At 64.3% G+C, this 12,951-nt stretch carries 8 protein-coding genes, 1 tRNA gene and 1 pseudogene; 4 read left to right on the top strand and 6 right to left on the bottom strand.

From position 1 onward, the window contains the following. Positions 1-171: 171 nt before the first annotated feature. The 4 genes from ACFOKF_RS13485 to ACFOKF_RS13470 all read right to left on the bottom strand — a co-directional run bounded on the left by ACFOKF_RS13485 (position 172) and on the right by ACFOKF_RS13470 (position 3,245). On the bottom strand, positions 172-1,038 hold the full coding sequence (locus ACFOKF_RS13485) for an FAD:protein FMN transferase (RefSeq protein WP_380796225.1): 867 nt from the start codon (positions 1,036-1,038) through the stop codon (positions 172-174). A 110-nt stretch (positions 1,039-1,148) separates the two neighbouring features. Beyond that, on the bottom strand, positions 1,149-2,042 hold the full coding sequence (locus ACFOKF_RS13480) for a DUF4198 domain-containing protein (protein WP_380796223.1): 894 nt from the start codon (positions 2,040-2,042) through the stop codon (positions 1,149-1,151). A 13-nt stretch (positions 2,043-2,055) separates the two neighbouring features. Next, positions 2,056-2,586 carry a DUF2271 domain-containing protein gene (locus tag ACFOKF_RS13475; RefSeq protein ID WP_380796222.1) on the bottom strand — a complete coding sequence of 177 codons (531 nt, stop codon included), beginning with the start codon at positions 2,584-2,586 and terminating at the stop codon, positions 2,056-2,058. 14 nt (positions 2,587-2,600) lie between these two features. Next, the gene (locus ACFOKF_RS13470; protein WP_380796220.1) at positions 2,601-3,245 is read right to left on the bottom strand and encodes a PepSY-associated TM helix domain-containing protein; all 645 of its coding nucleotides are present in this window, start codon (positions 3,243-3,245) and stop codon (positions 2,601-2,603) included. A 292-nt stretch (positions 3,246-3,537) separates the two neighbouring features. Here ACFOKF_RS13470 and ACFOKF_RS13465 point away from each other — a divergent pair, with 292 nt between their 5' ends. Further along, positions 3,538-4,551, top strand: a complete 1,014-nt coding sequence (locus ACFOKF_RS13465; protein WP_380796219.1) for an MlaA family lipoprotein — start codon at positions 3,538-3,540, stop codon at positions 4,549-4,551. Positions 4,552-4,819: 268 nt separating this feature from the next. Here ACFOKF_RS13465 and ACFOKF_RS13460 read toward each other — a convergent pair whose 3' ends face one another. Next, positions 4,820-9,484 carry an NAD-glutamate dehydrogenase gene (locus ACFOKF_RS13460; protein ID WP_380796217.1) on the bottom strand — a complete coding sequence of 1,555 codons (4,665 nt, stop codon included), beginning with the start codon at positions 9,482-9,484 and terminating at the stop codon, positions 4,820-4,822. 319 nt (positions 9,485-9,803) lie between these two features. Continuing rightward, positions 9,804-11,114: a PAS domain-containing protein gene (locus ACFOKF_RS13455; RefSeq protein WP_380796216.1), complete on the bottom strand. Its 1,311-nt coding sequence runs from the start codon at positions 11,112-11,114 to the stop codon at positions 9,804-9,806. A 193-nt stretch (positions 11,115-11,307) separates the two neighbouring features. Between ACFOKF_RS13455 and ACFOKF_RS13450 the strand changes: the two genes are divergently transcribed. From ACFOKF_RS13450 to ACFOKF_RS13440, 3 genes and pseudogenes are all read left to right on the top strand, one after another. After that, positions 11,308-11,383, top strand: a tRNA-Thr gene (locus tag ACFOKF_RS13450). A 146-nt stretch (positions 11,384-11,529) separates the two neighbouring features. Continuing rightward, positions 11,530-11,709 (top strand): annotated as a pseudogene (locus ACFOKF_RS13445) (DUF6538 domain-containing protein); the annotation flags it as partial. Between the two features lie 18 nt (positions 11,710-11,727). Further along, positions 11,728-12,930 carry a site-specific integrase gene (locus ACFOKF_RS13440; RefSeq protein WP_380797806.1) on the top strand — a complete coding sequence of 401 codons (1,203 nt, stop codon included), beginning with the start codon at positions 11,728-11,730 and terminating at the stop codon, positions 12,928-12,930. The last annotated feature ends 21 nt before the right edge of the window (positions 12,931-12,951 follow it).

Raw genomic sequence — 12,951 nt, 5'->3', positions numbered from 1 at the left:
ATCTTCCGACCCTTTTTTTGTTTTTAGAGCATCGCGCTTTAAATATGATCCGTTCGCCCTGAGCCTGTCGAAGGGCTGCACTTTTCTTAATCGTATTCGAGGTAAAGTGCAGGGCTTCGACAAGCTCAGCCCGAACGGAGGTTGGGTGATCCAGATTTAACGCACGATGCCCTACTCCAGCATCGCGGTGAGCGCTGGCGTCATATATTCCATCGGTCCCGCGTCGCGGCGCAGGACGAGGCGCGCGGCCAGGCCGCTGCGGGTGGCGAGCGCCATGCCCCGATCGGGGCCAAGGATGGTGATCGCGGTGGCCCATGCGTCGGCCAGCATGGCGCTGTTATGCAGGACGGTGACGGAGGCGACGCCCGGCGCGATCGGCGCGCCGGTCGCCGGATCAATGCTGTGCGACAGGCGTGCGTCATCCTGCATGCGGAAGCGGCGATAGTCGCCTGATGTGGCGATGGCGCAATCGCTGAGCGCCACGCGCAGGGTGGGGATGGCAAGGCCGGGAGGGGCCTCCACATCGACCCACCAGGGCTGGCCATCGGGCTTGATCCCGTCGCCGCGCAATTCGCCGCCAATTTCCACCAGAAAATTGGCGACGCCCAGATCGCGCAGTTCCTGCGCCACGGCATCGACGGCGAAGCCCTTGGCGATGCCGGAGAAGTCGAGCGTTATGTCGGCGAGGCGGCGGGCATGATGGCGGTCCACCTCGATCCGGGTCCATGGCGCCGGAATGGCATAGGCAGGCTGGCCCGGAATGCCGGGACCAAAGCCCCATTGGTCGACCAGCCGCCCGATGGCGGGATCAAAGGCGCCGTTCGACAGGCGGGCCATGTCCAGCCCGGCGCGCAGCACGGTCATCATGTCGGCGGGCAGCGGCATCCATTCGCCAATGGGCGCGCGGTTGAAGCGGCTGATGGCCGAATCTGCTTCCCAGTTGCTCATCTGGTCGATGATGCGCGCCAGCACCGTTTCGATGGCGGCGGCGCAGCCATCCGGGGGCGCAACGATCTGCGCCGACCAGCTTGTCCCCATGGTGGGGCCGCCAAATGCGACGATAGCGCCCTGCCGCTGACGCCCGAGGAATGTTTCGGGCGTCAGGTCGGGCGCTATCGCGATGCGGATGCCGTGGGGTGCGCCCTCGCTCAGGGGGCCAGCACTTCCAGCGTGGTGATGTAGGAGGCGCGGCGCTGCGGCGGGCCGGCGGGGGCCTGCGGACGGGGGGCGGACGGTGCGCCAGCACCGGGGGCACCAGCGCCGCCTTCGCCGCCCGGCCCGCCGGGGCCGCCTTCACGGCCGCCGCCAAGCGTGGCGTTCAGCCAGTACATGCCCGGCTGCGGCCAGGTGACGGCGACCTTGCCGTCCTTGTCAGCGGTCAGGTCCATCTGGCCCAGGCTGTCCCGGTAACGAATGCCGCCGGGAATGACCGTGACCTTGAGGCCGGCGGCAGGCTTACCGTCCAGCAGGAACTGGAAAGTCGCGGCTTCGCCCGACACCAGATCATTGGGGTGGGTGACGGGCACCAGTTCGATGCCGGTGCCGGTCGGCTTGAAGATGGTGGTGGTGGGCGCGCCCAGCGTCACGAAAATCTCGTTGCGGTTGGACATTTCGGCGGTCTGGACATTGGTCGCGCCAGCGGGAATGGCGGTTGCCAGCTTGTCCTTGGTCGTGCCGCGCGGCAGGCGTTCCTGCTTGCCGTTCAACATGTAGCTGCCCATGATGCCGGTCGATACATTGGCGATGCGGTAGCTGCCGGGCTTGGTCAGATGCACGTCAAAGGTCGAGCGATAGCGGCCCTTGGCGGCATTTTCGATCTTGCCAACTGCGCCATCGGGTTCGGTGACAGCGATATTGTCGGTGCCCATGGGAAAATGTTCGAAATAGAACAGGTCGTTGGACACGGCGGCGTCCACCGTGACCCAGCTTTCATTGCCCGACAGGGTGGTGGAGGAGGGCATCATCCACTGGCGGTGCGCCTGCGCGGCGGTGGCGAGCGAAAGGGCGGCGATTGCGCCGGCGATCAGGAACCTGGCTTTCATGGTCTTTCCCCTGTTACTTTGCAAAGGTGAGGGCGACGGCGCCCAATTCGCTGCTGCCCTGCGCCTTGACGGTCGCACCCGGTTTGGGCGGCCAGGAGAAGGGCAGGCGGGCGACTTCACGGCCGCCAACTTCGCGCGCGGATTCCACCAGCAGCGTGTAGTTGCCCGGCGCCAACTGGCCCAGCGGCCCCTTGCCGGTGGTGAAGGCGATCTTTTGTTCGCCCGGCGCGCGGGTGGCGCCGGTAACGCCATCGGCCGGGAACTTCATCGTCCGACCGGAAGCGCGCCACCACTGGCGCACATCGCGCAGCCATTTGGTGCCTTCGCCATTGCGCTTGGCGCCATCATACCAGACCGACAGGCTGCGCGGCGCAGCGCCTTCCTTCTCGATCCAGATGGCGACATAGGGGCGATGATATTCGGCGACCGACAGGCGCGGAATGCCGACGCTGAGGTTGAGCGTTTCGGCGGTGGCGGGCGTCGCGATGGCGCCTGCCGCGCCAAGGGCCGTGCCGGTCAGGGCCAGGCGGTGGCGGATCTGCATGAATAGTCCCCCTTTTAATGGATGAAGATGACGGCGAGGATCGCCGGAATGACGAGGCCGGCGATAACGATCGGCCAGGTGGTCGGGCGCTTCTTTGCGTGCAATTGCAGCAGCAGCAGCCCGGTGAGGGCGAACAGGAAGCAGGCGACCGCGAAAATGTCGATGAACCATTTCCAGGCATCGCCGGCATTGCGGCCCTTGTGCAGATCATTGAGATAGCTGATCCAGCCGCGGCTGGTGCTTTCGCTGGTGACGGCGCCTTCATGCCGGTCGATTGCGACCCAGCCGTCGCCGCCGGGGCGGGGCAGGGGAAGATAGACTTCGTCGGCCGACCATTCGGCAACGCCCGCGCCGCTCTGGCCGATTTCCTTTTCCACCCATGCGGCGACGGGCGCGGGCAGCGGCTTCTTGGTATCAGGCGCATCGTCTGCCGCGACCTGTTTCAGCAGATCGGCGGGCAGGGTGGCGTTTTTCGAAATGGTCTGCGGCGCGCCCTCGACATCGGCGGCATGGTTGAGGGTGATGCCGGTAAAGGCGAAGAGCAGCAGGCCGATGAGGCTGATCGCCGAACTGACCCAATGCCAGGTATGAAGCTGCTTCAGCCAGAAAGCCTTTGCGCTCTTCTTCTTCTGGGTTGGGATGCGGGCGGTTCCGTGCATCGGAAAGGGACAAATCCTGCAAGAAATGAGGCGGATCGCATACCGCGAACGACTCGCAATTGCAAACGAGTCGCGTTGGGTAATTTGTATCAAAATGTAAGTTGCTGCTTTTCCTGCGACAGATGCCCTTACGGCAGCGGTGGCCGCGTGGCGGCGCTATTGACGGCCGGGGCCATCCCGCCTAGCCGCAGTGTCTGCCCGATGTAACACGGATTAAGCAGTGCCGGGACGTCGGGCGCACAACGGTCCGCTCTTCAGGAGAGCGAGCGGTGGCCGCAACAGGGAAAAGATTATGCTGCTGCCGGCCGTCGCCGCGGGAATGATGATGATGGGGACGCAGGCGCAGGCCGATGCGCCGCAACTGGTTATGGCTGCCGTTGCGGACGCCGCCATGTTGCAGGATAGCGCGCCGGCCGGCGCTGCGCCGGATCAGGCGGCTCCCGCTGTCGTAACCCCGCCGCCGTCCGTTGCGCCCACCACTGCGCCGCCCGCCGACGCTGCGGGGCAGGACATTGTCGTCACCGGCGACAAGGGCGCGCCCAAGGGCGATCCGCTGGAGCAGTTGAACGCCAAAAGCTTCGAGGCGGTGCAATCGGTTGACAAGGCGGTCGTGGAGCCGGTGGCGAAGGCCTATAACAAGGGCCTGCCGCGTCCGGTGCGCAAGGGGCTGCGCAACTTCTTCTCCAATCTGGGCGAGCCGGTTGTGTTCGCCGCCTATCTGCTCCAGTTCAAGCCGGGCAAGGCGGCGGAGACGGCTGGGCGCTTCGGCGTCAATTCGACGCTGGGCTTCCTGGGCCTGTTCGACGTCGCCAAGCGCAAGCCTTTCCATCTGCCGCATCGCAACAACGGCCTTGCCAACACGCTGGGCTATTATGGCGTGGGACCGGGGCCGTACATGTATCTGCCGATCGTCGGCCCGACGACGCTGCGCGACATCATTGGCGACACGGTGGACAAGATGATCCTTCCCTTCGCCGTGGGCAAGCCGTTCAACAAGCCGACCTATGTCATCCCAGCGACGGTCCTGAACCAGTTGGGCGAGCGCGCAGCGTTTGACGAGACGATCCAGGCGATCCGCAAGGAAGACGACCCCTACACCGTCTACAAAAATCTCTACTTGAAGCAGCGGCAGGCGGAAATTGACGCGCTGCATGGCCGCGCACCGCCGGAGGGCGTGGTCCCCATCTATGGCGAGGATATGCCCACGCCCGGCAAGAAGGGCGCGGCCAAGGTGACGATCCCCGATCCCTATGGCGATGACGATGCCGTGGACGATGCGCCGCCGGCGGACGCGCCGCAGCCTTAAGCGAAAATATAGTCAGGAAAATCCGTTCGCCCAGAGCCTGTCGAAGCTTCAAACGAGGCACGTGACTCGTTTGAACCTGAGCGCCTGCTGCAAGCAGGCAGTCGAAGGGGGCTGCGTTTCTTTTGAATATAGCAAGTGAAGGGCGGGGCTTCGACAAGCTCAGCCCGAACGGGTGCTGGGTCTTCGAGGCATAAGCGTGCAAGCGTTACAGCCACAAAAAGGGGCGCCATCCAATGTGGATGGCGCCCCTTTTTGCGTTGATGGATGATCAGCGGCCCAGCAGGCCGCGGGCTTGTCCGGCGATTTCGGCCAGCATGGCGACATTGGGCGTTGCCGCCGCCTTGGCGCGGTGGACCAGCGAGCGGAATTGCTGGATGCGGGCGCCCTTGGCCTGGAGCCATTGTTCGACATGCTCGGCAATATCCTTGCCCTTGCCCTGGGCCAGGAAGTCGAGCCGCACCTGCTGCATGTCGCGCGCGACGCCGGAGATGAGCAGGCGCTCCCACGGGTCGGTCGGCTCCATGCGGGCGGCGGTGGACTGGACCCAGTCGATGCCGACGGCTTCGCCCAGATGGGTGAAGGCGCGGGTCAGCGCGATCTCCTCCAGGTCCAGCCGCGCAGCCAGCGCCGCGATGCCGACGGCGCCGTCCAGCTTGAACAGGCCGGCGGTGCGCACCGCCAGCGCTTCGGGCGCGCCAAGGCCCAGCAGGCGATCGGTCACGGCGTTGACGCGGCGCTGCGCCTCGCTGGTCAGCAGGTCATCGACTTGCGACGCGAGCGCGCCGACGCCCTTGGCCAGACGATCATGCCCCTGCGCGGGCAGCGTGCCGGCGGGCAGCGCGCGGAGAATATCCGCGATTTGCGCGCGCATGCCGCCGGCAATGTCGCTGAACAGGGCAAGGCGCGCGGCTTCGCCCATGTCGGCGGCGTCGATGTCGTCCCACAGGGTTCGAATGTCGTAGAGCCGCTCGGCGATCAGGAAGGCGCTGGCAAGGTCGGCGAGCGAGCAGCCTTCCTCCTCCGCCAGTTCGAATGGATGGATGAGGCCGAGGCGATTGACGATCCGGTTCGCGACTTTGGTGGCGATGATTTCCTTTTTCAGCGCATGCGCCGCGATCGCGTCTGCTTCCTTCTTCTGCATCGCAGGGGGGAAGGCGGCGGCGAGTTCGGCGCCCATGCTGGCGTCAGTCGCCAGTTCGCCATGTTCGATCGCGTCCTGCAACGCCAGCTTCGCGGTGGAGAGCAGCACGGCAAGTTCCGGGCGGGTGAGGCCCAGGCCATCCTGACCCCGGCGCAGCAACTGGTCATTGGCGGCCAGCCCTTCCACCTGACGATCAAGCCGTCCGGTTTCCTCGAACGTCTCGATCAGGCGGACATAGGAGGCAAGGTCGGCCGCGCCGCCCGCTTCGGCGATGGAAAGGCCCAGCGCCTGAAGCCGGTTATCCTCCAGCACGATGTCGCCCACCGCATCGGTCATGCTTTCCAGCAGCGCGTTGCGCTTGTCGAAGGGCAGGCGGCCTTCCGCCATTTCCTTGTTCAGCGCGATCTTGATGTTCACTTCATTGTCCGAGCAATCGACGCCGGCCGAATTGTCGATGAAGTCGGTGTTGATCCGCCCGCCGCGCAGCGAGAAGGCGATACGGCCCGCCTGAGTCGTGCCCAGATTGGCGCCTTCGCCGATCACCTTGACGCGCAGCTGTTCGGCGTTGACGCGCAGGCGATCATTGGCGGGATCGCCCACATCGCCATGGCTTTGCGCCGCCGCCTTTACATAGGTGCCGATGCCGCCGAACCAGAGCAGGTCGGCCGGCGCCTTCAGGATCGCGGAAATGAGCGCGGCCGGCTCCATTTCCTTGTCCGTGACGTCCAGGATCGCCTGCATTTCGGGAGTCAGGGCGATGCGCTTGAGGCTGCGCGAGAAGACGCCGCCGCCCTTGGAAATGAGCGCCTTGTCATAATCCTCCCAGCTGGAGCGGGGCAGGGCGAACAGCCGCGAGCGCTCTTCCCAGCTTTTCGCCGGATCGGGCGCGGGATCGAAGAAGATATGGCGATGGTCGAAGGCGGCGACCAGTTTGATCGCCTTGCTGAGCAGCATGCCGTTGCCGAACACGTCGCCCGACATGTCGCCGCAGCCCACGACGCTGACCGGCTCGCTCTGCACATCGACGCCCATTTCGGCGAAGTGGCGCTGGACCGAAATCCACGCGCCGCGCGCGGTGATGCCCATTGCCTTGTGGTCATAACCATTGGAGCCGCCGCTGGCGAAGGCGTCGCCCAGCCAGAAGCCCTGTTCCAGCGCGATCGCATTGGCGACGTCGCTGAAGGTCGCCGTGCCCTTGTCTGCGGCGACCACGAAATAGGGATCGTCGCCGTCATGGATGACGATGTCTGCGGGGTGCTTCACCTTGTTCTTGACGATATTGTCCGTCACCGACAGCAGCGATCGGATGAAGATGCGATAGCTTTCCGTGCCTTCGGCAAACCAGGCGTCGCGATCGACCTGCGGGCTGGGCAGTTGTTTGGGATAGAAGCCGCCCTTTGCGCCGGTGGGCACGATGACGGCGTTCTTCACGCGCTGCGCCTTCATCAGGCCCAATATTTCGGTGCGGAAATCGTCGCGGCGGTCGGACCAGCGCAGGCCGCCACGCGCGACCGGGCCGGCGCGCAGGTGGATGCCCTCGACGCGGGGGGAATAGACCCAGATTTCGCGCCATGGCAGCGGCGCGGGCAGGCCGGGCACCTGTGCGCTGTCCAGCTTGAACGCGAGCGCTTCCTGTGCGGCGGGCGCATAGAAATTGGTGCGCAGCGTGGCGGTGATGACTGCGCGGAGCAGGCGCAGCACGCGGTCTTCATCGATCGCGCTGACCTGTTCCAGCCCGGCGTCGATTTCCGCCTGCGCGTCGGCTATGCGGTCCGCCGCGCCATCCTGTACGGCGGGGTTGTGCAGCGCGTCGAACAGGGTGATGAGGTTGGCGGTGACGCCCTGCGCCTTGCGCAGCGTGTCGGCGAAGGTCGCCATGCCATAGGCCACGCCCGCCTGCCGCAGATAACGATAGAGGGCGCGGAACAGGACCACCGAACGCGGCGTGAGGGCGGCGGTGACGATCAGTTCGTTGAACCGATCATTTTCGGCATGCCCCTCCAGCACCTGCGCGATGGCTTCGGTGACGATCGCGGCGCGATCCACCACGGCCTGCGCCTCGCCGCCCGCCGGCAGTTCCAGAACGAAGCGCTGGACATGGCCCAGCGCGCCGCCGTCAATGGCGGTCGTCATCTCCTCAATCACGCGGAAGCCGAAATTTTCGAACGCGGGGACGACTTCGGACAAGGCGACGGTGTCGTGGCTGTAAAGTTTCAGCCGCAGCCGTTCGGCGCTGTCTTCCGGGTTGCGATAGATGCGGATCGACTTGTCGCCCTCGCCCGACAGGCCGTGGATCAGGCGGATGTCGATGGCGGCCTCTTCCGGGCCGGCGCCGTTGCGATAGGCGAGCGGGAAGCCGCCGCCATAGCGCTGCGCCAGCGCGGCGGCGCGGCCCGGCTCTTCGGTCGCAGCCAGAGCTTCCTCGACCGCGGGAATCCAGCCGCGCACCATCTGCTTGAGCATCCGGTCGAGCGCGACATCATCCGGCACGACGCCGCCATCGCGCAGATCGAGCGTGATGCGCAGCAGCGCGAGGCCACCTTCCTCCAGCGCGATCGACCAGCTGAGCACCGTGCCATGGCTCTTGAGCGCCAGCATGTCCTGAATGCTCGTGCGGCGCGCGGTGGACAGTTCGTCGCGCGGCAGCCAGACGAAGGCGTAGAGATGGCGGGCGAGCGCGCTGGTGGCGAGCGCCAGCTTGGGGCGGGGCCGGTCGGTCAGCGACATGAAGGTCAGCGCCAGCCGTTCCAGCGTGTCCCGATCAAAGCCGATGGTGATGTCGTGCGGCAGGGCGGTCAGCGCGTGCGCCAGCGTCTTGCCGGCATGGCCCGACGGATCGAAACCGAACTTGTCCATCAGGGTGGACAGGGCCGATCGCAGCAGCGGCACCTTGTCCGGCGTGGCGGCCAGACCGGAACTGGTCCACATGCCGGCATGGATCGACAGCGCTTTGATTTGCTTGCCGTCGCGCACCGGGATGATGACGAGGTCGAGCAGCACATGGCGGTGAACGCGCGACAGGCGGCTGGATTTGATGATCAGCGGGGTGCGCTTGCCTTCCTCGAACCAGGTGAAGGCCGCCTCCAGCGAAGCGGGCGCGATCAGCGGCCGGTCATGCCGGGTGCAGATGCCAAGCGGCGCGCTGCTGGAGCCATCGCGGCTGACGATTTCATGGCCGGTCTGGGTGAAGTGGCGAGCGAGGAACCAGCGCAGCAAGGCGGCGCCTTCCTCATCGGGCACGGCGTCCGCGTCGGCGGCCATCGCCGCCTGCATGCGCGGCCAGTCGCCCACGGCGGCGCGTACGTCCGCCAGCGTTTCCTGCAACGCCTTTTCCAGCGCGCGGCGTGCCTTGGAATCGGCGCGGTCGGTTTCGACATAGATCATCGATTCCCGGCGCGCGCCCGGGGCTTCATCGTCCAGAATGGCGGACAGGGCGCCGTCGCCCTTGCGCTCCACCGACAGGACGGGGTGCAGCAGCCGATGGATGGTGATGTCGGCGGCCGCCAGCGCATTGGCGATCGAGTCCACCAGAAAGGGCATGTCGTCATTGACGATCGCCAGCCGCATGAAGCGGCCATTGGCCCCTTCACCCAGCGTTTCCATCGCGATCCCCGCATGGCCGGGCTTGCGCCCATTGGCGGTGGCGCCCAGGAAGGTGGCGGCGGCGGTCAGCGCCGCATCGTCCAGCCCCTCGCTCTCGCCGGGCAGGGCGCCCTTGCTCAGCGCATCTTCCAGCGCCTTTCGGATGATCGTGTCGACTTCGTTCTTCTTCGCTTCCGCCAGCGCCGTCATTCGCTTCCACCTCTCACAGCGGATTTGCCCGCTTCGATCGTAAACGGAGGAGGCGCTGGAACGCCGCCATGCGACTCCTCGGCTTGGGGCGTCTATATGCGCTTGCGGCAAGGGCGGCTCAACCCTTGGCGTGAAATAAAATTTCTAATGTTTGAAATTATATGATGCAGCGCAAAATGGCCCGCGCAAACGGCGCGGGGCGTGGCTGACGGCCCGTTATCGACCAGCGCCGGCCGCATGTCGAGCGCGAATACGGCCTTATTCCAAGCATTTTACCGTCGTTCGCGATCATCCGCGCGGCGGAACCTGCCGGGATGCATCAGGAGGCGGCGGCGACGATCACCCGCTGGCCAAGGTCGCTATCCTCCGGCAGGGCGGCGACGATCGCCAATGTTCCGTCCGCTTCGCGTCGGGCAATGACGACGGCCAGGCCATCGGCATCGGTGGGAACCGCGACCGGATCGATCGCGACGGCGGCCTTGATGGCGGCGCGGGCGGTGTCGCGGCGGCTGGGACGGGCGGGGGCGTCGGCCTTGCGCGCGGCGCGTTCGTCCCGCACCAGCGCCTTGAGGCCGCCGCGATAGGCGGCCAGATAATCGCCCAGTTCGCCCACGCCCAGTTGCTGCGTCATCGCATGGTCGAGCGCGGTCGCATATTCGGTGATGCGCGTCTTGTCATAGGTGGCGCCGAAGACCAGCTTGATGATCGCGGTCATCGGACTGCGCGCCTGCGCCTTCAGCCCATAATCGGCGAGCAGTTCGGCGTAATCGTCCGGCCGCACCTTCGCCACGCGGGCGAAATCATAGGACAGGCTGACAGCGCGATAGAGGGCGGCATGGCTGCGCGCTTCGGAAATGCGCACGCGCGCCGCGCCATCGCGGGCGAGCGCCAGCCAGTCGGACAGGGATGCATCGTCGGACGGGCATTCCATGCCAGTGAGGTCGAGCGTGTCGTCCTCATCCTCTTCCTCGTCCATTTCGAAATAGTTGGAGGCGGCCGGCGCAGCGGGGCCATCGGCCCAGACGGGTGCGCTGCTTTGTTGCACGGGCGCGGTGCGCAGCGCTTCGCCGACTTCCTGCTCCAGCGTTTCGATGACGGCGTGGCTGGCCACTTCCTTCCAGTTGATGACGCCGAAGACGAAGTCGATCGTCTCGTCATCCGAGGAGAAGGGCATCAAAATGCCGCGATACATGATTTCCGCACCGCGTTGATTGATGAATTCGGCCTCGAAGCCGATCGGCGCGGCATTGGCGATGATCTGGAGATAATGGTCGGTCAGGCGGGACAGCAATGAGCGGGCCGGCACATCGTTGATATAGTCGATCGTGCCGTCAATCTCGCATTCCTGGCGCAGCGCGGTGCCCAGATAGACGATGGCGGGATTGTCCAGGCCGACGCTGAAGTCCAGCAGGACGGCATGGGGACCGAAATCCTCCAGCTGTTCGGGCACCAGATCCTCGATCGAGGGGAGGGTGCGATCGCCCAGCAGCGACGTCCAGTAATTATAGGCGCGCACCTGCATGCGCCGTTCATCGGATACGAGAACGGGCGGATTTTCGACCTCCATGGCATCGGCATAGTCGAAATCATCTTCGTCATTGGCGGCGTCATGCCCCCGCAGAGTATCCATCCGGTCGTCCTATCTCAGGCCAGAATATGGCATGGTCAGGCGCGACCGTGCCACCAGATGGTAAATTTGCGGTAAACGGGATGCGCTTTGATGGCCGGGTGGCAGCATGAGGGGGGTGATCGAACAAAAGCGGGAAAGGATGCAAATGCCCGCTTGTCCTTCGCGCCAACCGCTGTTATCTGCCCGCCCCGACGCCGCTTTAGCTCAGTTGGTAGAGCACATCATTCGTAATGATGGGGTCACGTGTTCGAGTCACGTAAGCGGCACCATTTCCAAGAAAATCGTTGAAAAACAGACGTTTGGTGGATCGTCCGCCCCTGACTGTGACACAAGACTGTCGCACAAAAGGGTCGTCGATGGGTATCTAAATGCTTCAAATAACTCGAAGAATCGTCGTCTGAACTGTGACACACAGGTGTCGCACAGACGGCATTGCGGGCTATGGCGGAGAGGAGCGGTCTATCAATATCGTGTCCGTGTCCCCCACGATCTGATCGACCGGGTAGGCCGAACCCACATCAACCGATCCCTGAAAACCGCTTCCTTCACAGTCGCGGCACGATTGGTTCGGAAGGTTGCCTTCGAGATTGAAGCCTATTTCGATCAGTCATCTATGAGCGAAGGCGGATCAGTGCTGCCCACAGTCGAGCCGCGATCCGAACGGATCGTCAGCCCCATCGTCCTCGACATTGCGCCTCTCGCTCCCGCCGCGCTCACGCTCGCCGAGGTAAGCGAACGATATCTGAACGATCCCACATCTGCGCGGACGGCGAAGAGCGAAACGATCTACCGGACCACCTACGCGACGATCATCGGGATCGTCGGCGCTGATGCGCCTGCTGCGTCGATCAACCGGGAAACCTGTCGAGAGATTCTCGATGTTCTGCGGCGCTTGCCGCCCAATGCGAAGAAGCGCTGGCCGGAGATGTCGCCTCGCGAGGTTGCTGACATGGCCACGGCACAGAGCATTGCGCCAATGAGCGTGGCGAATGTGAATGAATATATGAACAAGCTCTCGACACTCTTCAACTGGGCCGTAAAGGAGGAGATGCTGACGAGGAACCCAGCCCGAGGATTGAAGATCGCCGACGGCACGACAGCACGGGAGAAGCGCCGCCCGTTTTCTGTTCAGCAACTCCAACGGATTTTCGACGCGCCGATCTATCGCGGTTGCGTCGATGACGAGCGCGGCTTTACGATGATAGGCAAAGAAAGGCCGAAGCGCTCGCGGTTTTGGATTCCCCTCATCGGGTTGTTCGCTGGTATGAGGCTGAATGAGATTTGCCAGCTACACACGGCAGATGTGCGGAAGCTCGACGGCATTTGGTGTTTCATCGTCACCGGGCAGGGGGAGGGCAAGCGCCTGAAAACCGCTTCGAGTGAGCGGATTGTGCCGGTCCACCCGGCGCTCATTAACATGGCCTTCCTCAAATATGTTGAAGATCGCAGGCGGTCAGGGGATGTCAGGCTGTTCCCCGAACTCTGCGTTGATGCCTTTGGACTCCATTCCGGCAGGTTTTCAAGATGGTTCGCCCGTTTCTTGGTTACCTGCGATGCGGCTGCTGATCGAACCTGTTTCCATTCGTTTCGACACTCCTTTCGAGACGCGATGCGCGAGGCGAAAGTGGATCGAGAAGTTGTGCTGGCGCTCGGAGGGTGGGCATCGTCCGGCTTTGCGGGAGGTGCAGTAGCGGATCAGTATGGGCAAGGTTTCAGCTACGCGCTTCTTGCCGATGCTGTCGCCCAAATATCATACCCGAACCTAAATCTCACTCATCTTTACACGAACGAATTGATGGATTTATCGCGAACATAGAGATGCTTCTCTGGCTGGGTG

Source organism: Sphingobium rhizovicinum, assembly GCF_042647625.1.
Taxonomy (GTDB): domain Bacteria; phylum Pseudomonadota; class Alphaproteobacteria; order Sphingomonadales; family Sphingomonadaceae; genus Sphingobium; species Sphingobium rhizovicinum.
Note: the sequence above shows the minus strand (reverse complement) of the source record. Positions and strands in the feature narration are given on the sequence as shown.